This window comes from Tropicimonas sp. IMCC34011, from assembly GCF_003390865.1.
GTDB lineage: Bacteria > Pseudomonadota > Alphaproteobacteria > Rhodobacterales > Rhodobacteraceae > Tropicimonas_B.
Genome location: NZ_QMEJ01000003.1, coordinates 440,646 through 461,166, shown reverse-complemented (window position 1 = coordinate 461,166; position 20,521 = coordinate 440,646). Strand labels below are relative to the sequence as shown.

Genomic DNA, 20,521 nt, shown 5'->3' with positions numbered 1-20,521 from the left:
GATGAAAAAGGAAATCCATCCCGACTACCATCTCATCGACGTCAAGATGACCGATGGCACCGTCGTTCAGATGAAGTCGACCTGGGGCGCAGAGGGCGATCAGCTCACCCTCGACATCGACCCGACGTCCCACCCGGCCTGGACCGGCGGCTCGACCCGCCTGATGGACCAGGGCGGCCGCGTCTCCAAGTTCAAGAACAAGTACGCAGGTCTCGGCTTCTGAGAAGGCCTCCCTGCGATGCAAGACCAGCGCCCCGGCGGATCCTCCGCCGGGGCGTCTTTTTTCGGCATCCTTCTTGCGTGATGCGTGGTCAGTGCCGGATCGATCGGGTATTTCCCGGCCCGAAGACGAGCGACGCTGGATCCGGGTGACCGGCAGCCGCGTTGCAGAACGATGCACCACGGGCATGCTGCCGGCATCCCGTGGGTCCAGCCGCCCGGCATATGGCGACGGTCCATGCTTGATATCCTTCAAACGATCCTGAACGAGCACGCCGATCTGGTGTCGCTCGGTCTACTCGTCGTGCTCTTCGCGGCCTTCATCTGGGAACGCTACCCGCCGGACGTCACGGCGGCGGCGGCCGCTGCGGTGTTCATCACGATCGGCTATGTCTCGGCGGATGACGCGATGGCGGTCTTTTCCAACTCCGCACCGATCACCATCGCGGCGATGTTCGTCCTGTCGGGCGCGCTCGTGCGCACAGGGCTGCTCGACGCGCTGGCCAACATCGTGATCTCGCGGGCCGGCACGCGCCCGATCCTTGCCACGGCGGGTTTTCTCTCCGCCACGATCGTCGCCTCCGCCTTCGTGAACAACACGCCAGTGGTCCTGGTGCTGATCCCGGTGGCGATCAGGCTCGCGACGAATCTCGGCATCGCGCCGACCAAGCTGCTGATCCCCCTGTCCTACGCCGCCATCCTCGGCGGCACTCTGACCCTCATCGGCACGTCGACGAACCTCCTGGTGGACGGTATCGCGCGGGAGGTCGGAATGGAGCCGCTTTCAATCTTCGCCATCGCGCCGGTCGGCATCGTCACGGCGATCGCGGGGACGCTCGTGATGGTCTTCATCGGCGGGCGGCTCCTGCCCGACCGGGCCGGCACCGGCGCATCCGCCATGCCCGAGGAGACCGAGTTCCTCTCCGAGGTGCACATCATCGACGGCTCGCCTCTCATCGGGATCCTTTTGGGACAGGCGAAGCCGTTCCAGCCCAAGAACGTGCGCGTGACCGGCGTGCGCCGCGGCAAGACCACGGAGCGCACCAATCTCGAGGAGCGTGAGCTGCGCAAAGGCGACGCCGTGATCGTCCGCGCATCGACCTCGGAACTCCTGACGCTGTCGGAGGCACAAGGTGTGCGCGTCGGTTTCCGGGGCCTGGGTCGGCCGGAGCGGTCCGAGGACCTGATGACCGCCGAGGCCATCCTGACGCCGCTCCGGACCAAGACACGCCCCCGGCTCGCGGACATCGCCATCGAGAGCCGGCTCGGCATCCGGATCCTCGGCGCGCACCGGCACCAGCACATCCCCGGCCCGGACCTTCTGACGCTGCGCCTACGCCCGTCTGACAAGCTGTTGCTGCAAGGGCCTCCCGATGCGTTCGAGCGCCTCGGACAATCGGGGGACATGGTCTCGATCACCACGCCGGCGGGCCGGGCCTATCGCCGGAAACAGGCTCCGCTGGCGCTCCTGGCGCTCGGGGCGGTCGTGATCCTCGCCGCGCTCGGGGTGATGCCGATCGGACTTCTCGCGCTGATCGCGGTGGCCGGCATCCTCGTCATGCGGTGCATCGACAGCGACGAGGCGTGGGGATCCATCGATGCATCGATCCTCGTCCTCATCTTCTCCATGCTGATCGTCGGCGCGGGCCTCGAGACGACGGGCGCGGTCGAGACGCTTGTCGGCTGGCTGATGCCGCTGATGCAGGGCCTCTCGCCGTTCATGACCCTCGTCGTCGTCTATTTCGTCGCGTCGGTGCTGACAGAGACGGTGACGAACAACGCCGTCGCCGTGATCCTGACGCCTCTCGTGATCTCCCTTGCGGCAGGTCTCGGCCTCGATCCGCGGCCCTTCGTCATCGCGGTGATGTTCGCGGCCTCCGCCAGCTTCGCAACGCCCATCGGCTATCAGACGAACACGCTGGTCTACGGCGCCGGCGGGTATCGCTTCACCGACTTCCTCAGGATCGGTGTCCCGATGAACATCATCGTGGGGTTTGCATCCATTCTGGCCATCTCCGTCTTCTTCCCGCTTCAGCCGGGCTGACGCGCCATCGCTGCAACGAGAGCGATTTTGGTTGCGGTTGCCCCCTTGCAGCCCCCGCCCCGTCGGCCGAAAACCGCTGAAAATCGCGGGGGACCATCTGGCCGTGGCGCATATCATCGTCGTCGGAAACGAGAAGGGCGGGTCGGGCAAGTCGACCACGTCGATGCATGTCGCGACGGCGCTCGCGCGCATGGGGCGCAAGGTCGGCACGCTGGACCTCGACCTGCGTCAGCGCAGCCTCGGGCGGTACATGGACAACCGGGCCGCCTTCGTTGCCTCCAGATCGCTGGATCTCGCGATGCCGCTCCATGCCGATCTGCCGGAGGCCGAAGCCGCCCGTGAGGGAGAGAACCCCTCGGACCGTCGCCTCTCCGCCGCGGTCCAGGCACTCGAAGGCGAGATGGAGTTCATCCTGATCGACTGCCCCGGCAGCCATACGCGGCTGAGCCAGGTTGCCCATTCGCTGGCCGATACGCTGATCACTCCGCTCAACGACAGCTTCGTGGATTTCGATCTGCTCGCGCGGACCGGTCCGGACGGGAAGATCCTCGGCCCCTCGGTCTACTCGGAAATGGTTTGGTCGGCGCGGCAGGTGCGGGCGCAGGCGGGGCTGCCCCCCATCGACTGGGTGGTGACGCGCAACCGGCTCGGCGCCCAGCAGATGCACAACAAGAAGAAGGTCGGCGAGGCCCTGGAGCGTCTGTCCAAGCGGATCGGCTTCCGCGTGGCGCCCGGCTTCTCGGAGCGGGTGATCTTCCGCGAACTGTTTCCGCGGGGCCTGACCCTGCTCGATCTCAAGGATGTGGGCGTCGAGAGGCTCAACATGAGCAATGTCGCCGCGCGTCAGGAGCTGCGCGACCTGATCACCGCGCTCGATCTGCCGGACATCACGCCCGACTTCTGACTTACGTCATCCGCGCGAGGCGCTGGACGAAGGGGTCCTTGTCGAGCTTCGCGCTTGCCCGGCGGGACAGCTTCAGCTCCGGCTCCGCCGGGGCGAGGCGCGCGGAGGACAGGAACGCTCCATCCACCTTGCGGCAGGGCCGCGTTTCGAAAGGGCCGGTCCGCGGCGTCGTCGCCCCTGATTTCGCAAGGCAGGCCGCCTCGGCCATCACCTCCGACGCGGCCGACGCACGCGGCGGATGAGCGGCCACGGGCGCAGGCCCGAGGCCGGCAGCGTCTGTCTTCGGCTCCAGCATGGCCCGAACGAGGCCGGCGCCATCGGTCCCGGCCGCCATCTGGGGCACGTAGGGCGCGATCCGCTCGACAGGGATCTCCTCCTCGACTGCGGCTCTCTGGCCGGGCCGCGCAATGAGACCGATCAGCATCATGAGACCGGCAATCCCGAAGGCGGTCCCGGCAAGCCGCGTCCAGACGGGAAAGCCGCCGGGCAGAATGGCGCGTGCGATCACGTGGGGCCCCGCCGCCGCAGCCAGCTCCGCCGGCGCCGGAACGAGGCGACCCATGGGACGCTGCACGACCGGGCCGCGCGGACCTGTGGCCCGAATGCTGCCGAGAAGCGGCCCAAGGGTCGCGTCCGTCACGGGGCCGTCCAGGAGAAGCGCACCCACGGCAGCGTCGGCCGCCGTGTCTTCCGGAGGAAGGAGGAGAAGCGCGGTCCGCCCGTCAGGCAGAGGCACGGGCGCCGACAGGTCGACCTGCACGACCTCCCCGGTCTCCAAGCCCGTCGCCAGCCATGGCGCGACCTTCTGCGGAACCGGCACGTTCAGCACCGCAAACACCGCGAGCGCGAGGGCGGACAGTCCCACCAGTCCCGCGATCGCGAACATCGTGCGGCGCAGACGTCCCCCAACGACCCTGCTCGACATGATCTCACCCTCGGAGTTGACCTATCGTCATTCTCTCTAGACCCAGAACCGGGCTCGATTGTGGCGAAGGCAGGGAGGGAATGAAGCGACCGCGCCGCCGGAGCGATTGAAGCCGAGGGCCTGCACGGTCTATATGCCGTGCGACCACGGAGGATGCCGCATGACGAACTACCTCGAATTCGAGAAGGGCCTCGCCGAGATCGAAGGCAAGGCCGAGGAGCTGCGCGCGCTCGCCAGGTCCAACGAGGGCATGGATGTCGAAGCCGAAGCCAAGGGCCTCGACACCAAGGCCGCGACGATCAAGAAGGACCTCTATTCGTCCCTCACGCCCTGGCAGAAATGCCAGGTCGCGCGACACCCGGAGCGGCCTCATTGCCGGGTCTACGTGGACCAGCTGTTCGAGGAATTCACCCCCCTCGCCGGCGACCGGACCTTTGCCGACGATTACGCGGTCATGGGCGGCCTCGCGCGGTTCAGGGGCACGCCGGTCGTGGTTCTGGGCCATGAGAAGGGCCACGATACACGCACCCGGATCGAGCACAATTTCGGCATGGCGCGGCCGGAGGGCTACCGCAAGGCGATCCGCCTGATGGACCTCGCCGACCGCTTCGGCCTGCCCCTCATCACGCTGGTGGACACCCCCGGCGCCTATCCCGGCAAGGGCGCCGAGGAGCGCGGCCAGTCCGAGGCCATTGCCCGGTCGACCCAGAAATGCCTCTCCCTCGGCGTGCCGCTGGCATCCGTGATCATCGGCGAAGGCGGCTCCGGCGGGGCCGTCGCCTTTGCCACGGCGAACCGCATCGCGATGCTGGAGCACTCGATCTACTCGGTCATCTCCCCCGAGGGCTGCGCGTCGATCCTGTGGAAGGATGCGGAAAAGATGCGCGAGGCGGCCGGCGCGCTTCGGCTCACCGCGCAGGACCTGCAGAAGCTCGGCGTCATCGACCGCATCGTGAAGGAGCCGCTCGGCGGCGCCCATCGCCACGCCAAGGACGCCGTCAATGCCGTCGGCGATGCCATCGAGGCGATGCTGGAGGAGATGTCCGGCATGGATCGCAAGGCCCTGATCGCCGATCGTCGCCAGAAGTTCATCGGCATGGGATCGAAGGGTCTCGCAGCCTGATACCCCAAGGCGACTCCGCTCAGGCGGTGGCCGCCTCCCGCGGGAAGGCGTCGATGGCGTCGAGGATCTGAAGGGCCACCTCGGAGGCGGAGGCCGCGTTCTGTCCCGTGATCAGCCGACCGTCGGACACGACGTAGGGCTCCCCCGGGGGGCCGTGGGTGCATGTCATGGTGGAATCCGCGAGGCTGCCGGGCAGGTTCACGGCGGCATCCGATCGCGCCGCGCCGATCTCGGTCAATTCGGCGGCCACGGGCCCGGTCAGGCTCTTGCCCGCCAGAAGGGGCAACCCGTCATGCCGGCGCGCGCCCAAGAGGCCCGCGATGCCGCATCCGATCCCGCTGACAATCGCGCCGCGGTCCCAGAGCGTCCCGGCAAGCCGCGCCAAAGTGCTGTCGCCCGGAAAGTCGTGCAGGGCGCCGGGACCGCCGGCAAGGATCAGGGCGTCGAACCGCGTCGCGTCCACGTCCCCGAGGGTCGCCGTGTCGCTGAGGGCAGCAACGGCCCGCGCGTCCCCGAGGAAAAGATCGACGGCGCCGGATCGTTCGAATGCATCTGTGCTGGAACTGTTGGCCGACGGCTTGCCCCCCTTGGGGGATGCGAAGCGGACGGCAAGTCCGGCCTCGCGAAGCCGGATGTAAATGGCGGCGACTTCCTGAAAGTCGAAGCCGGTCTCGTGCCCGGACTCGCTCGTCTCGTCATGTGACGTGACCACGAGCAGGGCGGTGTGTTTCATGAAGCGGCGTCCACCTGTTCCGGTTATCGGTTCAGCGCACTCCTTCGGCGCCTTTCGGGGGGCCAAATGCCCGTCCGGCCTTTAGGTTCCGACTCTCGTGAAAAAAGCGCACGAAGTTCGGGCACCGTTTGATCAAGGATGCGCTGGACGTCGCCGCGGCGCTCGCGATACGCAGGTGAAAATACCTCAGGGGATCGTTCCATGATCGAAACACCGTACCTGCTGTTCCTCGGCGATGCTCCCGATCCGCTCGCCGCCAAGGTCGCCCAGGGCATCCGCGACTGGCGGCCCGACTACTCCATCGGCCAGCTTCGCCTCGATGGCTGCAAGGCGGACATGCGCCTGCCGGACATGACCCTCGAAGAAGCGCGCGATGCCGGCGCGAAGACGCTGGTGATCGGCGTGGCGAACCGTGGCGGGATCATCTCGGAGACGTGGCGCTCGGTTCTGGGCGACGCCCTGCGCGCCGGGTTCGACATCGCCAGCGGCCTGCACAACCTTCTGCGCGACGAACCCGAGCTGGTCCGTATCGCGAAGGAAGAGGGCCGCACGCTCCATGACGTGCGCGTGCCGACCGTGAAATACCCGATCGCCAACGGCGAGAAGCGCAAGGGCAAGCGCGTCCTCGCGGTCGGAACCGACTGCTCCGTCGGCAAGATGTATACCGGCCTCGCCCTCGAGAAGGCGATGTCCGAGAAGGGGATGAAGGCAACCTTCCGCGCCACCGGTCAGACCGGCATCCTCATCACCGGCGAGGGCGTCCCGCTCGATGCAGTGATCGCGGACTTCATGGCCGGCTCCGTCGAATGGCTGACGCCCGACAACGACGACGACCACTGGGATGTGATCGAGGGGCAAGGCAGCCTTTTCCACGCCTCCTATTCCGGCGTGACGCTGGCGCTGATCCATGGCGGTCAGCCGGATGCGCTCGTGCTCTGTCACGAACCGACGCGGACCCACATGCGCGGTCTGCCGGGCTATGGCCTTCCCACCCTCGAAGAGGTGCGGGACCTGTCGCTCCAGATGGCCCGCCGGGTGAACGAGGGCTGTGAGGTCGTCGGCATCTCGATCAACACCTACGGAATGGATCAGGCCGAAGCAGACGCCTATCTCGCCGAAGTCGAGGACCGCATGGGCCTGCCCACCGTCGATCCGTTCCGGCAAGGCGCCGGACGGCTGGCGGACGCGCTGAAGGCCCTTGGCTGATGGCCATCACCGTCACCGAGGACACGTTCCGCCTTGCGGAGACCTTCACGATCAGCCGCGGCTCCCGGACGGAGGCGCGCGTCCTGACCGTGACGGTCGAGGAGGGCGGTCATCGCGGGCGGGGGGAATGCGTTCCCTACGCCCGGTACGACGAGACGCTGGAAAGCGTCCGCGCCGAGATCGAGAGCCTGCCGGCCGGCATCGACCGGGCCGCGCTGCAGGAGGCCCTGCCGGCCGGCGCAGCGCGCAACGCGGTGGATTGCGCGCTCTGGGATCTCGAAGCGAAGCGCGCGGGTCAGCCGGCCTGGCAGATCGCCGGGCTCGCCGTCCCCCTTCCCGAGATCACGGCCTTCACCCTGTCCCTCGACACGCCCGAGAAGATGCAGGCGGCGGCGGCCAGGCACGCCCATCGCCCGCTTCTGAAGATCAAGCTCGGCACCCCCGACGACATGCCCCGCCTCGAGGCGGTGCGCGCAGGCGCGCCGGAGGCCCGCATCGTGGTCGATGCCAACGAGGGATGGAGCCCGGAGGTCTACAGGGACCTTGCGCCGCATCTGGTCCGGCTCGGCGTGACCCTCGTGGAGCAACCCGTGCCCGCGGGCGAGGACGAGGCCCTGCGCGGGCTGGAACGCCCCGTCCCGCTATGCGCCGACGAGAGCGTTCACGACCGCGCCACGCTCGGGCGGCTCGAGGGACTCTATGACCTCGTGAACATCAAGCTCGACAAGACCGGCGGCCTGACCGAGGCGCTCGCCCTTCGGGCCGAGGCGGAGCGGATGGGCTTCGGCATCATGGTGGGCTGCATGGTCGGCTCCTCGCTCGCGATGGCCCCCGCGGTCCTTCTCGCACAGGGCGCGGCCGTAACCGATCTTGACGGCCCGCTCCTCCTCGCCGAAGACCGCGACACCCCGCTGACATTCGATGTGGCGGGCGTCCATCCGCCCTCGCCCGAACTCTGGGGATAATGCACATGAGCCGCATCTGTTACGTCAATGGCGATTACGTCGCCGAGGAAGACGCGAAGATCTCCGTCTTCGACCGGGGCTTCCTCTTCGCCGATGGCGTCTACGAGGTGACGAGTGTTCTCGGCGGCAAGCTGATCGATTTCGACGGTCATGCCACGCGCCTGTCCCGCTCCCTCTCCGAACTGGCGATGTCCTCCCCCGTCACGAGGGACGAACTCCTCGACATCCACCGCGAGCTGGTGACGCGCAACGGCATCGAAGAGGGACTGGTCTACCTTCAGATCACCCGCGGCGCGGCGGACCGGGATTTTGCCTATCCCGCCGATGCCGCACCCGGCATCGTTCTCTTCACGCAAACGAAGACGCTGATCGAGAGCCCGGCGGCCAAAACGGGCATCCGCGTCGTCTCCCTTCCCGACATCCGCTGGGGCCGGCGGGACATCAAGACGGTCCAGCTCCTCTACCCCTCCATGGCCAAGATGGAGGCGAAGGCCAAAGGCGCGGACGATGCCTGGATGGTCGAGGACGGTCACGTCACCGAGGGCACGTCCAACAACGCCTACATCGTCAAGGGCAGCACCATCGTGACCCGGCAGCTGGGCAACGAGATCCTCGCCGGAATCACCCGCAATGCCGTCCTGCGTTTCGCCCGCGAGGCGCAGATGAAGGTGGAGGAGCGCGCCTTCACCGTCGAGGAGGCCGAAGGCGCCGACGAGGCCTTCGTGACCTCCGCGACGACTTTCGTGCAGCCCGTGGTCTCGATCAACGGCAGCGAGATCGGGGATGGCACGCCCGGCCCCGTCGCCCGTCGCCTGAGAGAGATCTACATTGAGGAGAGCCGGAAGGCCGGCATCTGATGGCGCGCGGCAAGCTCCGTTTCGAGGGGGCTGGCGGGGATCTTCCGTTCTCCGAGCTCTTCGACGGAGCCGAGCCGCCCGCCCCCGACCTGCCGGACGGCCCCGTCGCCGTCACGCCGGCCTATAACGAGATGCTGCGGCTGCCGGACTGGTTCCGGCACCACCGCGCGCTCGGCATCGTCCACTTCATCATGATCGACAACGGCTCGACGGACGGCACGTCGGACTTTCTCGATGCCCAGCCGGACGTGACCCGGCTTGTCACGACCCAGCCATGGGAACGGGTGAAGCGGCCCGTGAGGCTCTGGCCCTCGGACCGCTGGCTGACGGGCCGATGGGTGCTTCACTGCGATTCCGATGAGTTCCTGATCCCGCCCGGCTGGCCGGACATGTCCCTGCCCCGCCTGCTCGCGCATTGGGACCGGACCGGGATCGACGCCGCCTTCGCCCCGATGATCGACATGTACGCCGACGGCCCGGCCGCGGAGGTCGAGGTCTCGCCCGGCATGAACCTCCTGCCGGCCTTCCCGATGTTCGACGCCGAGGGCTACTGGGTCGCTCCCCCGCTGCGGGACCGCAAGGCCTACCCCTGCCCGCCCTACCTGCTCTTCGGCGGGCCGCGGGAGCGGCTCTTCAGGGAGCTTCGTGGCGGCGGCCTCCTGCCGGCGCCGATGGAGCGACTGGCGATTCGCGCTGCGATGACACCCGGCCGGCCGTCCCATCCCCTGCCCGGGGCGCGCAGGCTTCACAAGCTTATCGCGGGGCGCACGCGGCCCGGTGTGCACTCCAAGGTCGCCCTCATGCGCTGGAGACACGGGACCCGCTTCACCAGCGCGAATCACAGGATCAGTGAAGCCTACAAGCTCGCCGCGGACTGGACGCCGCTCCTCCATTTCCGCCTCATCCCCGACTTCGCCCAGCGGCAGGCGGAGCAGTCGCTTCGCAAGTCCGGCGAAGGCGCCGCCGAGGGGGCCCGGGCCTTCGGCGAGGAGGTCACCCGCCGCAACCTGGTCTGGTCAGGCTCCCGGCGGATGAGCGGCTGGCGGGACCTCTACGATACCGGCCTCATGCGGCTGTCGGAGGGAACGCGGGACGCGCTCGGGCTTTGACGCGTCAGTCGCGCTTGCCGACATTCGTGGCGTAGGCGCGGCCGAAATCCTCCCGGGTTTTCTCGTCCGCCGGGGTCTGATGCTGCGCGGTCCAGTCCGCGTAGGGCATGCCGTAGAAGCTTTCCCGCGCCTCCTCCTTGTCCATCTCGATCCCGCGCGCATTGGCGGCTTCCATGTACCAGCGGCTGAGACAGTTGCGGCAGAAGCCGGCGAGATTCATCAGATCGATGTTCTGAACGTCCGTCCGCTCCCGCAGGTGCTCGCGCAGGGCACGGAAGGCGGCGGCTTCGAGTTCGACTTGGGTCTGCGCGTCCATCGCGGATCTCCTGAATGATTGGGGGGTAGCGCCTCGGTCAGACCTGTGCCTGAGCCACCGCGGCGTCAAGCGCGAGAGCGAGACGCTCGGCCCACTCCCGCTGCGCCGCTTCGTCCTCGATCAGGTCCTGCCTGAGCTCGATCAGCGCGTTGGGACGCCCGTGGGACAGCGCGTGCCGGTCCATGGAATCGCCCGGCAGATGGCCGCCATAGGGCTGGTTGTCCCCCACCGTCAGGCCTCCCTGCTCCTCCAGCGCATGGAGGAGCGGCATCGCAAGGCGCGTATCGCGGTGCGAATGCAGCACCCCGACCTGCCACGGCCGGAGCCCACGCCCCCGCAGCTGCGGCGTGAAGGAGTGGACGGAGACCATGACCGGATCGTCCCGCAGGACCGCCACGCGCTCCACCGCGTCGTGATACGGCAGGTAGCACAGGGACTTGCGGCGCTCGATCTCCTCCGGCCCCGCCTCCCGGTTCGCGGGAATGATCGTCCCGTCATAGAGCCGCATCACCAGCGTCGGATCGTCCTCGCCGCGATTGGGGTCGATGACGAGGCGGGAGAAGTTGGACAGCACGGCCGGAGCGCCGAGGACCTCCGCAAGCGCGAGCGACACCGCCGCCGCGCCCGGATCGTAGGCGATGTGCCGCTGCATGTCCTCGTCCCGAAGGCCGAGGGATCCACCGCCGACCGCGGCCGGAACCGTGTTCGCGGCATGGTCGCAGATCACCACGAAACGACCCGGAAGATCCTCGCCAACGATGCGGTAAGGCGCATATGTCATGGAGCGGTGACCTTGCCGTGCACAGAAAGAGCCTCGATTTGTGATAGGGCCACGGACGCCAAAGAGCCAGCACCGGGCTTTAAAGCGCGCCTGTTTGGCGCTAACACCACTCGCAAGCAACCGATGGGACAGCGCCATGCGACGGATGAGAAACGTGAAGATCGTGGCCACGCTTGGCCCTGCCTCCAATGATTACGAGATGATCCGTGCGCTGTTCGAGGCGGGAGCGGATGTGTTCCGTCTCAACATGAGCCACGGCGACCACGAGGAAATCCGCGCCCGGCACGAGATCATCCGAAAGATCGAGAAGGATACCGGTCGGCCGATCGCCATCCTCGCCGACCTGCAGGGACCTAAGCTGCGCTGCGGAGTATTCGCCAACGACGAGGGCGAGGATCTCGAGGAAGGCGCGAAGTTCCGCCTCGATCTCGACGAGACCGAGGGCGATTCGACCCGCGTCCAGCTCCCCCATCCCGAGATCTTCCAGGCCCTGGAGCCCGGTGCGCGCCTTCTCGTCAATGACGGCAAGATCCGCCTCAAGGTGGATGAGTGCGGCTCGGACTTCGCCGACTGCACGGTGATCGCCGGCGGCCGGATCTCCAACCGCAAGGGCGTCAATGTGCCCGACGTGGTCCTGCCCCTCGCCGCGCTGTCCGCGAAGGACAAGCGGGACCTCGAATTCGTCTGCGAGCTCGGCGTCGACTGGATCGCGCTGTCCTTCGTTCAGCGGGCCGCGGATGTCGAGGAAGCGCGCGGGCTGATCATGGGCCGCGCCGCCGTCCTGTCGAAGATCGAGAAGCCCGCCGCCGTCACCGCCTTCGAGGACATCCTGCGCGCCTCCGACGGGATCATGGTCGCGCGCGGCGACCTCGGCGTCGAGCTTCCGGTGCAGAACGTTCCGCCGATCCAGAAGCGCCTGACGCGGCTCACCCGCGCGGCCGCCAAGCCCGTCATCGTCGCCACCCAGATGCTCGAGAGCATGATCGAGAGCCCGATGCCGACCCGCGCCGAGGTCTCCGACGTCGCCACCGCGATCTACGAAGGCGCGGATGCGATCATGCTGTCCGCCGAAAGTGCCGCCGGGCAGTATCCGCTCGAGGCGGTGAAGACGATGGACAACGTCGCGCGGGAGGTGGAGGGCGACCCCACCTACCGCGACATCATCAACGCTTCCCGCAACGTCCAGCGCCGCACCATCGCCGACGGCATCGTCGCCGCCGCGCGGGAGATCGCCGAATCGAGCGACGTGAAGGCGATCTGCTGCTTCACCCAGTCGGGCACCACCGCCGAGCTGACCGCGCGGGAGCGTCCGCAGGTTCCGATCATCGGCCTGACGCCCCTCATCGGCACGGCGCGCCGGCTCTGCCTCTCCTGGGGCGTGACCTGCTACATCGCGGGCTCGGTGAACCGCTTCAAGATGGCCGTCGTCGGCGCCGCGCGCGCGGCCCGGACCGGCGGCTTCGCGGGCCCCGAGGACTTCATCGTCGTGACCGCGGGCGTGCCCTTCAACGTGACCGGTACCACCAACATCCTGCGCGTCGCGCCCTGCGACGAGCGACTGATCTTCAACACCGACCCCGAGTGAGGGCGCGCGGCCCGTCCGGTGCGGGCGGGCCGCTCGAGGAGAACGGGAATGGGACCGGACCTTTGCCTGACGCTTGGGATCCTGCTCGGCCTGATCTCCGTGCCGTCCCTGGTCTCCGCCTTCTCGGACAGCCGCCCGCCCCGTGCGGCCGTGATCCTGATGGTGGCGGCCGCGGCCCTCATCACCACCGCGCTGAACCGGAAGCCCGGCGGATACCGGATCGAACAGATCCCCGACGTGATCCTGGAGACGATCGGAGCCGTGCTGACCTGACAGCGGCGTGATCCCTGCCTCCTGCAGCGCGTGCCGCGTCTGTCCCGCACGCTCCGCGCTTGCCAACTCCACCGCGATCCTCTATGCGGCCCACTCCACCAGCGCCAGCGGGCCGAATGGCATGCCTTCCGGCGCTTCATAACCGACCCCACACAAGCGGGAGCAACGGCAAAATGCCCAAGATGAAGACGAAGTCAGGCGCCAAAAAGCGCTTCAAGATGACCGCCACCGGCAAGGTCAAATCCGCCCAGGCCGGCAAGCGGCACGGGATGATCAAGCGTTCGAACAAGTTCATTCGCGACGCGCGCGGCACCATGGTTCTCTCCGAGCCGGATGCCAAGATCGTCAAGAAATACATGCCCTACGCGCGCTGAGGAGATCTGATCCATGTCCCGAGTTACCAGCGGCAAAGTCACCCACGCGCGTCACAAGAAGGTCATCAAGGCAGCGAAGGGCTATTACGGCCGCCGCTCCACCGCCTTCCGCACCGCGACCCAGGCCGTCGACAAGGCCAACCAGTACGCCACGCGCGACCGGAAGAACCGCAAGCGGCAGTTCCGTGCCCTGTGGATCCAGCGGATCAACGCTGCCGTCCGCGCCCATGACGAAGGCCTGACCTACAGCCGGTTCATCAACGGCCTCGCCCTCGCCGGGATCGAAGTCGACCGCAAGGTCCTCGCCGATCTCGCGGTGCACGAGCCCGACGCGTTCGGCTCCATCGTCGACCAGGCGAAAGCCGCGCTGAACTGAGGTTCACTGCGACACTTGAATAGCAAAAGGCCCGCCCCACCCGGCGGGCCTTTTTCGTGGGAGACGCCCGTCTCGCCCTTGCCGCGAGAGTGACCGGGCCGGCACCTTCGACGGTGCCTTGCGCGCACCCTTGCATCTTCTCCGCTCCCCTCGCCGCCATCCGCATTTGCGCTCGGGCGCGGCTCCGTGATACCTCCCGCGCGCGGCGGCCAAGGGGGTCGCCCGAGGGCAGCGGACGGGACGCGAGAAGCATGGACGATCTTCGGCAGAAATACCTCGCCGCCATCGCCGAGGCGAAGGGCGAGGGGCAACTCGAGGAGATCCGCGTCGCGGCGCTCGGCAAGAAGGGCGAGATCGCCCTCGAGATGCGCAAGCTCGGGCAGATGAGCCCGGAGGAGCGCCAGACGGCCGGCCCCGCTCTCAACGCGCTGAAGGCTGAGGTGAACGACGCGATCCTCGCCAGACGCTCCGGCCTCGCCGATGCCGCTCTCGACGAACGCCTCAAGGCCGAATGGCTGGACGTGACCCTGCCCTCGCGGCCCGTGCGCTCGGGCACCGTACACCCCGTCAGCCAGGTGACCGAGGAGGTGACCGCGCTCTTTGCCGATATGGGATTCTCCGTCGCCGAGGGACCGCAGGTCGAGACCGACTGGTATAATTTCGACGCCCTCAACATCGCGTCCCACCACCCCGCCCGCGCGGAGATGGACACGTTCTACATGGCCCGCGCCGAGGAGGACGATCGCCCGCCCCACGTCCTGCGCACGCATACGAGCCCGGTGCAGATCCGGTCCATGCTGGCGCAAGGGGCGCCCTTGCGCGTCATCGCGCCGGGCCGCGTCTACCGCGCCGACTTCGACCAGACGCACACGCCGATGTTCCACCAGGTCGAAGGCCTCGCTCTCGACACGGACATCTCGATGGCGAACCTCAAATGGGTCCTTGAGGAGTTCTGCCGCGCCTTCTTCGAGGTGGACGATGTCGAACTGCGCTTCCGCGCCTCGCATTTCCCGTTCACCGAACCCTCCGCCGAGGTCGACATCCGCTGCTCTTGGGAAGGCGGCGCGCTGAAACTGGGCGAAGGCGACGACTGGCTGGAGATCCTCGGCTCGGGCATGGTGCATCCCAACGTGCTGAAGGCCGGGGGGATCGACCCCGAGGTCTACCAGGGCTTCGCGTTCGGCATGGGGATCGATCGGATCGCGATGCTGAAATACGGCATTCCGGACCTTCGCGCCTTCTTCGAAAGCGACCTGCGCTGGCTGCGCCATTACGGATTCGCCAGCACCGCCGTTCCAACCATGCGCGGCGGCCTGACCGCCTGACCTAGAGCCCCATCCACCGTCCCAGAGGCACCTCGGCGCGCAGCAGTCGCGCCGGGCTCAGTCGGCAGACGGTCCGATTGAAGCCGGGATCGGCGAAGATCTGGATGCAGGTGGTGGAGCCGGCACGCCCGACAGGGCTGCCGGAGGCGGACACGACGCCAAGTCCGACAAGCACGATCAGTGCCACGAGGATCGGTCGAGCGAGACCGCAAAGGAAATCGTCAATTCTGTCCATAACAAGGCACCGATAGCGGGTCCCCACCCGATAGGGGCATGTATGCGTTCGAATTGTGGCGGGATTTGGGCAAGCGCGGCGGAATGAGGGCGACAATCGATCTCGTTCAAGGCGAACTCTTTCTCATGCGAGACCAAAACTGTCTCCCGCGACCTCTCGGCCCGGCAACGGCGCCCCACCTTTCGCCCCGTGTGCGATTCGGATATGTCCGGCTCGACCTGACACCACCGATGCGGACACACCGATGAAGTTCACCCTCGCCTGGCTCAAGGAGCATCTCGACACCGCGGCCACGCTCGACGAGATCACCTTCGCGCTCAGCGATCTCGGCCTCGAGGTCGAAAACGTGACGGATCCCGCGGCGGCGCTTTCCACGTTTTCCATCGGCAAGGTCGTCGCCGCCGAGAAGCACCCCGATGCGGACCGCCTGAAGGTCTGCCGCGTGGAGACGGGGAGCGGCGAGACGCAGATCATCTGCGGCGCGCCGAATGCCCGCGAAGGGATCACCGTGGTCGTCGCCGCCCCCGGCACCTACGTGCCCGGCATCGACACGACGATCCAGGTCGGCAAGATCCGCGGCATCGAGAGCCACGGCATGATGTGTTCCGAGCGGGAGCTGGAGCTCGGCGAGGGACATGACGGGATCATCGAGCTGCCCTCGGGCACCGCCGGTCAGCCGTTCTCCGACTGGCTCGAAGAGAACGACCCCGGCCGGACCGATCCGGTGATCGAGATCGGCATCACGCCGAACCGGCCCGATGCGCTCGGCGTGCGCGGCATCGCGCGCGATCTCGCGGCGCGGGGCCTCGGCACGCTGAAGCCGGCGCCCGCCCCGGAGGTTCCCGGCACCTTCCCCTCCCCCGTTTCCGTGACCATCGCCGAGGACGCGCGGGATGTGGCCCCGGTCTTCTGCGGGCGGCTGATCCGCGGCGTCAGGAACGGCCCCTCCCCCGACTGGCTACAGGCGCGGCTGAAGGCGATCGGCCTTCGCCCCATCTCCACCCTCGTCGACATCACCAACTTCTTCACCCATGACCGCGCGCGGCCGCTCCACGTCTTCGATGCGGGCAAGCTCGCGGGCGGGCTGACCGTCCATCCCGCGCGAGGCGGTGAAACGATGATGGGCCTCGACGACAAGGAGTACACCTTCGAGCCGGGCATGACGGTGATCTCCGACGACGCCGGCATCCAGTCCATCGGCGGGGTGATGGGCGGGCTTGCGACCGGCTGCACGACGGAGACAACGGACGTCTTCGTCGAGAGCGCCTGGTTTGATCCCGTCCGCACCGCGTTCACCGGCCGCGCCCTCAAGATCAACTCCGATGCACGCTACCGCTTCGAGCGCGGCGTGGACCCCGCCTCCGCACGCGACGGCCTCGAGCTGGCGACGCGGATGATCCTCGATCTCTGCGGCGGCGAGGCGTCCGAGGCCGTGATCGCCGGCGCCGCACCGGACACGACCCGCGCCTATCCGTTCAACCCGGACCGCGTTGTCAGCCTCGTCGGGATGGACATCCCCGAGGCCGAGCAGCGCAAGACGCTCGAGGCCCTCGGGTTCCGGCTTGAGGCCGACATGGCACACCCGCCGAGCTGGCGGCCCGACATTCAGGGCAGCGCCGATCTCGTCGAGGAGGTCGCCCGCATCGCCTCCCTTACCAAGCTCGAAGGAAAGCCGATGCCGCGGCCCCGGCCCGGCCTGCCCGCGCCCGTGCTGACGCCGCTGCAGCGGCGCGAGCGCACCCTGCGCCGGACCGTCGCCGGCGCCGGCTACAACGAATGCGTCAGCTACAGCTTCGTGGATCAGGCCTCCGCGGCGCTCTTCGGCGGCGGCGGCCCCGATACGAAACTCGAGAACCCCATCTCCTCCGAGATGAGCCACATGCGCCCAGCACTTCTGCCCGGCCTCCTGCAGGCCGCGGCGCGGAACCAGGCGCGCGGCCAGGGCGAGCTGGCCCTGTTCGAGATCGGCGCGGTGTTCTCGGGCGGAGAGCCGGAAAACCAGTCCCTCGTCGCGAGCGGCATTCTCGTCGGCGACGCCACTCCCCGCGGCGTTCATGGTGCGCGCCGCGGCGTGGACGTGTTCGACGCGAAGGCGGACCTCGAACAGGCGCTCGCCTCCATCGGGGCGCCCGCGAAAGCGCAGATCAGGCGTGATGCGCCCGGCTGGTTTCACCCCGGCCGCTCCGGCGCGATCTGCCTGGGCAAGACCGTCCTAGGCGTCTTCGGCGAGATTCATCCCAAGGTGCTCTCCGCGCTCGATGTGAAAGGCCCGGCCGTCGGTTGGACGCTCTTCCCCGATGCCGTGCCCTACCCCCGCTCCAGCGGAACGGGCCGGCCGGCGCTCAAGGTCTCCGGGCTGCAGGCCGTCGAGCGCGACTTCGCCTTCGTCCTTGATCGGCAGGTCGCCGCGCTCGACGTGGTGAACGCGGCCGGCGGTGCGGACAAGGCGCTGATCGAAAGCGTTCGCGTCTTCGACGAGTTCACCGGCGAGGCCGCCGAGGCACAGATGGGCGAAGGGAAGAAGAGCCTTGCCATCGCCGTCCGTCTCCAGCCGATGGAGCGCACCCTGACGGACGAGGAGATCGACGCGGTCTCCAAGAAGGTCATCGAGAAGGTGACGAAGGCGACGGGCGGCAGCTTGAGGGGTTAACCCCCCGGTCGCCGCGCCCTCTCACGGTCCGGCCAATGTAAAAAGGCGGCGCCCTCCCGAGGGCGCCGCCTTTCTTTATTATCGGGACGGGCCCCTCAGAACGGCAGTGGCGAGCCGTTCGCGAGTACCTGACCGTCTTCCGTGATCGTGATCTCCGAGATGAGACTGTCGGGCGTGTCGCCCGGTTTCGCGATCATCCCGGACATCATCCGCGCCATCATCGCCTGATCCGACGGCAGGACGCCGAGCTGTACCAGCCGATCGAGCAGGGCATTACCGCCCGTCATCGCGAGGTTCATCGTGCCCGCGGGGAGGGGCATGTCCGCGAATGCGTCCTCCTCCGAATTGTCGAAGGTGAAGGTCCCACTGCCCAGAAGCTCGGCACCGAGCGCGGAGACGACAAGTTCGTTCACCTCGAGGGATTCGACATGGCCGGGATCCTCGTTCTCGGCCATTTCGGCGGGATCGGAGAAGATATCCTGCATCCACATGCCCATGCCGGACAGGTCGACGACGAGGCTGGCGGGATCGCGGGGCATTATGCCGGCGGGATCGAACATCGACCAGATGCTCTCGTCGAGTTCCAGTCCGCCGAGGCGCAGGGCGAAGTCGAGCGGCTGCGCCTCCTCGGATTGAAGGACCGGCATCAGGAAGTCGATCCCGGCCTCGGCGAGACTGACAGATATGCTGCCGCCCATGACGCCCTCACCGGCCACGTCGACATCCACGTCGGTATAGTCGACGCCGTAGGATATCCCGTCGCCGGACAGGCCGAATGCGATGCTGCCGGGGCCGGATTCGCCGGAGATATCGCTGTCGTCGCTTTCGCCGCCGGTCGTCACGACGGAGAAGGTGCTGGTCTCGTAAGCCGCGTCGAAATTCATCGCCAAGCCGCTCGCGAGAGCGTCCGAGGCCGTCTCCTCATCAGCGAAGCGTGCGAAATCCCCGGTCGCAGCGGTCGTGCCGGACACGCCCGTCGCGGAGAAGACGGAGTCGATTTCGCCCTTCTCATCGTCCTCGCCCGACATCGTTCCGCGCAGCGCGGCCGCCGTGAAGGTGGATGTGGAGGTGGTTTCCTCGCCCGAGCCGTTGAGCGCGCTGGCCGTCACGTCCTCGGCCACCAGTTCGAGGCGGAACTCGTCCGGCACGTCCTCCCCCTCCAGGTCGTCGACGACGACGGAGATTTCGGGAGAGGCCAGTTCGAACCGCAGGTCATCGCCCGCTTCGTTGATCGTGATGTCAGCGTCTTCCTGGGAGACGGTCACGACGATGCTCGTCCGTTCGTCTTCGTCATCGACCGTCGAGATGGTCACATCGTAGCTGTCCGGCATCGAGACGGAGACGCTTCCATCGTCCTCTTCCGTCAGAGTGACGGTGCCGATCTCGGCAACGGCGGTGAACTCCTCTTCGTCCGGCGCATAGTTCGCGACCATCCCGGTGAGGGTCAGGGTTCCTCCGGAATAGTCCTCGCTCTCGGTCGTGATCTCCTGGCCGAAGCTGTCAACGTACTCTTGGTAACGGTCCCAGGCCTCTTCGGCCGTCAGGGAGAAGGAAGCGGTGGCCGAGACGGCAAGCGCAGCGGCAGAAGCACCGGCGGTGCGAAAGAGGGTCATCTCAAGTCCTTTCGTGCTGAAAAACGCATCAATTGCCGAGACTCTCTGCCACCTCTCGCTGCACGGTCAAGTGACATGTCCGGGGCCGATGCGTGATGTCGCACCCGCCGGGGAGGACGATCAGATCGTATCCACGACACCGCCGTCGACGCGAAGCGACGCGCCCGAGGTCGCGCTCGAGAGCGGCGAGGCGACGTAGGCGATCATGTTCGCGACCTCCTCGACCGAGGCCGCACGTTGGATCACGGAGGAGGGGCGCTTGGCCTTCACGAACTCCGCCGCCGCGTCCTCGATGCTCTGGCCCTCGGCGGGATCGAGGCCGGATGTCATCCCGTCGGACAAGGTCGGCCCCGGGAGGACTGCATTCACGGTCACTCCTGTCCCCGCCATGCGCTTGGCCAGCCCGCGGGACAGCGCGAGATAGGCGGTCTTCGTGACGCCGTAATGGATCATGTCGGGCGGGATGTTGATCGCGCTTTCGGAGCTGAGGAAGATCACCCTGCCCCAGCCGCGCTCCGCCATCGCCGGGATCAGCGCACGGGAGAGGCGCACGCCGCTCATCACGTTCGTTGCCCAGTAACCGTCCCAATCCGCATCGCTTGCGTCGAAGAAATCCTGCCCGCCGAACTTCCCGGCATTGTTCACGAGGATATCCACCCGGCCGGCCTCACGCGCGAGGCGGTCGCAATCCTCCGCCTGCGTCAGGTCCGCCGCGATACCGGTTGCGCCAGCGCCCAGCGCCTGCACGGCGGAATCCACATCATCCTGCGCGCGGCCCGTGACGATGACTTCGGCGCCGCACTCCAGAAGCGCCGCCGCGGCGCCGCGACCGATGCCCTTGGTGGAGCCCGTCACGAGGGCGCGTTTCCCGCTCAGGTCGAATTTCATGGCCAATCCCTTTCCTGCCG

21 protein-coding genes are annotated in these 20,521 nt (G+C 67.6%); 14 read left to right on the top strand and 7 right to left on the bottom strand.

The window, feature by feature from the left end; translation table 11 throughout:
• Position 1 precedes the first annotated feature (1 nt).
• From rpmE to DQG15_RS11695, 3 genes are all read left to right on the top strand, one after another.
• A complete protein-coding gene (rpmE, locus tag DQG15_RS11705; RefSeq protein ID WP_116085436.1) occupies positions 2 to 223 on the top strand; it encodes a 50S ribosomal protein L31 in 222 nt (73 codons plus the stop codon).
• Between the two features lie 234 nt (positions 224 to 457).
• Entirely contained in the window at positions 458 to 2,263 is a 1,806-nt protein-coding gene (locus DQG15_RS11700; RefSeq protein WP_116085433.1) for an SLC13 family permease, read from the top strand.
• A gap of 103 nt (positions 2,264 to 2,366) precedes the next feature.
• Positions 2,367 to 3,167 carry a division plane positioning ATPase MipZ gene (locus DQG15_RS11695; RefSeq protein WP_116085432.1) on the top strand — a complete coding sequence of 267 codons (801 nt, stop codon included), beginning with the start codon at positions 2,367 to 2,369 and terminating at the stop codon, positions 3,165 to 3,167.
• Between the two features lies 1 nt (position 3,168).
• Here DQG15_RS11695 and DQG15_RS11690 read toward each other — a convergent pair whose 3' ends face one another.
• On the bottom strand, positions 3,169 to 4,053 hold the full coding sequence (locus tag DQG15_RS11690) for a hypothetical protein (protein ID WP_116085430.1): 885 nt from the start codon (positions 4,051 to 4,053) through the stop codon (positions 3,169 to 3,171).
• Positions 4,054 to 4,252: 199 nt separating this feature from the next.
• On the opposite strand from DQG15_RS11690, the gene DQG15_RS11685 reads away from it, so the two are divergent.
• A complete protein-coding gene (locus DQG15_RS11685; protein WP_116085429.1) occupies positions 4,253 to 5,215 on the top strand; it encodes an acetyl-CoA carboxylase carboxyltransferase subunit alpha in 963 nt (320 codons plus the stop codon).
• Between the two features lie 19 nt (positions 5,216 to 5,234).
• Here DQG15_RS11685 and DQG15_RS11680 read toward each other — a convergent pair whose 3' ends face one another.
• The gene (locus DQG15_RS11680; RefSeq protein ID WP_116085427.1) at positions 5,235 to 5,948 is read right to left on the bottom strand and encodes a type 1 glutamine amidotransferase domain-containing protein; all 714 of its coding nucleotides are present in this window, start codon (positions 5,946 to 5,948) and stop codon (positions 5,235 to 5,237) included.
• A gap of 201 nt (positions 5,949 to 6,149) precedes the next feature.
• Here DQG15_RS11680 and dgcN point away from each other — a divergent pair, with 201 nt between their 5' ends.
• From dgcN to DQG15_RS11660, 4 genes are read left to right on the top strand one after another with little or no spacing between them, the layout of a single operon-like run.
• On the top strand, positions 6,150 to 7,154 hold the full coding sequence (gene dgcN, locus DQG15_RS11675) for an N-acetyltransferase DgcN (RefSeq protein WP_116085425.1): 1,005 nt from the start codon (positions 6,150 to 6,152) through the stop codon (positions 7,152 to 7,154).
• A complete protein-coding gene (dgcA, locus tag DQG15_RS11670; RefSeq protein ID WP_116085424.1) occupies positions 7,154 to 8,119 on the top strand; it encodes an N-acetyl-D-Glu racemase DgcA in 966 nt (321 codons plus the stop codon). Before dgcN ends, dgcA begins: the two co-directional genes overlap by 1 nt.
• Positions 8,120 to 8,124: 5 nt before the next feature.
• Positions 8,125 to 8,976, top strand: coding sequence for a D-amino-acid transaminase (locus DQG15_RS11665; RefSeq protein ID WP_116085422.1), 852 nt, complete (start codon positions 8,125 to 8,127; stop codon positions 8,974 to 8,976).
• Complete coding sequence (locus DQG15_RS11660) at positions 8,976 to 10,085, top strand: glycosyltransferase family 2 protein (protein ID WP_116085421.1); 1,110 nt, start codon at positions 8,976 to 8,978, stop codon at positions 10,083 to 10,085. The genes DQG15_RS11665 and DQG15_RS11660 overlap by 1 nt, the downstream gene beginning before the upstream one ends.
• Positions 10,086 to 10,089: 4 nt before the next feature.
• On the opposite strand, the gene DQG15_RS11655 is transcribed toward DQG15_RS11660, so the two are convergent.
• On the bottom strand, positions 10,090 to 10,401 hold the full coding sequence (locus DQG15_RS11655; protein ID WP_116085419.1) for a DUF1244 domain-containing protein: 312 nt from the start codon (positions 10,399 to 10,401) through the stop codon (positions 10,090 to 10,092).
• Positions 10,402 to 10,438: 37 nt separating this feature from the next.
• A complete protein-coding gene (locus tag DQG15_RS11650; RefSeq protein WP_116085417.1) occupies positions 10,439 to 11,182 on the bottom strand; it encodes an N-formylglutamate amidohydrolase in 744 nt (247 codons plus the stop codon).
• 136 nt (positions 11,183 to 11,318) lie between these two features.
• Between DQG15_RS11650 and pyk the strand changes: the two genes are divergently transcribed.
• From pyk to pheS, 5 genes are all read left to right on the top strand, one after another.
• Positions 11,319 to 12,767, top strand: coding sequence for a pyruvate kinase (gene pyk, locus DQG15_RS11645; RefSeq protein WP_116085416.1), 1,449 nt, complete (start codon positions 11,319 to 11,321; stop codon positions 12,765 to 12,767).
• 48 nt (positions 12,768 to 12,815) lie between these two features.
• Entirely contained in the window at positions 12,816 to 13,040 is a 225-nt protein-coding gene (locus DQG15_RS11640; RefSeq protein WP_116085414.1) for a hypothetical protein, read from the top strand.
• Between the two features lie 173 nt (positions 13,041 to 13,213).
• On the top strand, positions 13,214 to 13,414 hold the full coding sequence (gene rpmI, locus DQG15_RS11635; RefSeq protein ID WP_116085413.1) for a 50S ribosomal protein L35: 201 nt from the start codon (positions 13,214 to 13,216) through the stop codon (positions 13,412 to 13,414).
• 13 nt (positions 13,415 to 13,427) lie between these two features.
• On the top strand, positions 13,428 to 13,790 hold the full coding sequence (gene rplT, locus DQG15_RS11630; RefSeq protein WP_116085411.1) for a 50S ribosomal protein L20: 363 nt from the start codon (positions 13,428 to 13,430) through the stop codon (positions 13,788 to 13,790).
• A gap of 251 nt (positions 13,791 to 14,041) precedes the next feature.
• Positions 14,042 to 15,115: a phenylalanine--tRNA ligase subunit alpha gene (gene pheS, locus DQG15_RS11625; RefSeq protein WP_116085409.1), complete on the top strand. Its 1,074-nt coding sequence runs from the start codon at positions 14,042 to 14,044 to the stop codon at positions 15,113 to 15,115.
• A 1-nt stretch (position 15,116) separates the two neighbouring features.
• Here the strand turns inward: pheS and DQG15_RS11620 are convergent, their stop codons facing one another.
• A complete protein-coding gene (locus DQG15_RS11620; RefSeq protein ID WP_116085407.1) occupies positions 15,117 to 15,350 on the bottom strand; it encodes a hypothetical protein in 234 nt (77 codons plus the stop codon).
• A 244-nt stretch (positions 15,351 to 15,594) separates the two neighbouring features.
• Here DQG15_RS11620 and pheT point away from each other — a divergent pair, with 244 nt between their 5' ends.
• Positions 15,595 to 18,000 carry a phenylalanine--tRNA ligase subunit beta gene (pheT, locus tag DQG15_RS11615; RefSeq protein WP_116085406.1) on the top strand — a complete coding sequence of 802 codons (2,406 nt, stop codon included), beginning with the start codon at positions 15,595 to 15,597 and terminating at the stop codon, positions 17,998 to 18,000.
• Between the two features lie 95 nt (positions 18,001 to 18,095).
• On the opposite strand, the gene DQG15_RS11610 is transcribed toward pheT, so the two are convergent.
• Together DQG15_RS11610 and DQG15_RS11605 are read right to left on the bottom strand one after the other, a co-directional pair.
• Complete coding sequence (locus DQG15_RS11610; RefSeq protein WP_116085404.1) at positions 18,096 to 19,613, bottom strand: DUF2125 domain-containing protein; 1,518 nt, start codon at positions 19,611 to 19,613, stop codon at positions 18,096 to 18,098.
• Positions 19,614 to 19,733: 120 nt separating this feature from the next.
• Complete coding sequence (locus DQG15_RS11605) at positions 19,734 to 20,501, bottom strand: SDR family NAD(P)-dependent oxidoreductase (RefSeq protein ID WP_116085402.1); 768 nt, start codon at positions 20,499 to 20,501, stop codon at positions 19,734 to 19,736.
• Positions 20,502 to 20,521: the final 20 nt, after the last annotated feature.

What these genes read in the sequence shown, in the direction of transcription:
- rpmE (WP_116085436.1), top strand. Translation starts at nt 2, where the DNA reads ATGAAAAAGGAAATCCATCCCGACTACCATCTCATCGACGTCAAGATG.
- DQG15_RS11700 (WP_116085433.1), top strand. Translation starts at nt 458, where the DNA reads ATGCTTGATATCCTTCAAACGATCCTGAACGAGCACGCCGATCTGGTG.
- DQG15_RS11690 (WP_116085430.1), bottom strand. Translation starts at nt 4,053, where the DNA reads ATGTTCGCGATCGCGGGACTGGTGGGACTGTCCGCCCTCGCGCTCGCG.
- DQG15_RS11685 (WP_116085429.1), top strand. Translation starts at nt 4,253, where the DNA reads ATGACGAACTACCTCGAATTCGAGAAGGGCCTCGCCGAGATCGAAGGC.
- DQG15_RS11680 (WP_116085427.1), bottom strand. Translation starts at nt 5,948, where the DNA reads ATGAAACACACCGCCCTGCTCGTGGTCACGTCACATGACGAGACGAGC.
- dgcN (WP_116085425.1), top strand. Translation starts at nt 6,150, where the DNA reads ATGATCGAAACACCGTACCTGCTGTTCCTCGGCGATGCTCCCGATCCG.
- dgcA (WP_116085424.1), top strand. Translation starts at nt 7,154, where the DNA reads ATGGCCATCACCGTCACCGAGGACACGTTCCGCCTTGCGGAGACCTTC.
- DQG15_RS11665 (WP_116085422.1), top strand. Translation starts at nt 8,125, where the DNA reads ATGAGCCGCATCTGTTACGTCAATGGCGATTACGTCGCCGAGGAAGAC.
- DQG15_RS11660 (WP_116085421.1), top strand. Translation starts at nt 8,976, where the DNA reads ATGGCGCGCGGCAAGCTCCGTTTCGAGGGGGCTGGCGGGGATCTTCCG.
- DQG15_RS11655 (WP_116085419.1), bottom strand. Translation starts at nt 10,401, where the DNA reads ATGGACGCGCAGACCCAAGTCGAACTCGAAGCCGCCGCCTTCCGTGCC.
- DQG15_RS11650 (WP_116085417.1), bottom strand. Translation starts at nt 11,182, where the DNA reads ATGACATATGCGCCTTACCGCATCGTTGGCGAGGATCTTCCGGGTCGT.
- pyk (WP_116085416.1), top strand. Translation starts at nt 11,319, where the DNA reads ATGCGACGGATGAGAAACGTGAAGATCGTGGCCACGCTTGGCCCTGCC.
- DQG15_RS11640 (WP_116085414.1), top strand. Translation starts at nt 12,816, where the DNA reads ATGGGACCGGACCTTTGCCTGACGCTTGGGATCCTGCTCGGCCTGATC.
- rpmI (WP_116085413.1), top strand. Translation starts at nt 13,214, where the DNA reads ATGCCCAAGATGAAGACGAAGTCAGGCGCCAAAAAGCGCTTCAAGATG.
- rplT (WP_116085411.1), top strand. Translation starts at nt 13,428, where the DNA reads ATGTCCCGAGTTACCAGCGGCAAAGTCACCCACGCGCGTCACAAGAAG.
- pheS (WP_116085409.1), top strand. Translation starts at nt 14,042, where the DNA reads ATGGACGATCTTCGGCAGAAATACCTCGCCGCCATCGCCGAGGCGAAG.
- DQG15_RS11620 (WP_116085407.1), bottom strand. Translation starts at nt 15,350, where the DNA reads ATGGACAGAATTGACGATTTCCTTTGCGGTCTCGCTCGACCGATCCTC.
- pheT (WP_116085406.1), top strand. Translation starts at nt 15,595, where the DNA reads ATGAAGTTCACCCTCGCCTGGCTCAAGGAGCATCTCGACACCGCGGCC.
- DQG15_RS11610 (WP_116085404.1), bottom strand. Translation starts at nt 19,613, where the DNA reads ATGACCCTCTTTCGCACCGCCGGTGCTTCTGCCGCTGCGCTTGCCGTC.
- DQG15_RS11605 (WP_116085402.1), bottom strand. Translation starts at nt 20,501, where the DNA reads ATGAAATTCGACCTGAGCGGGAAACGCGCCCTCGTGACGGGCTCCACC.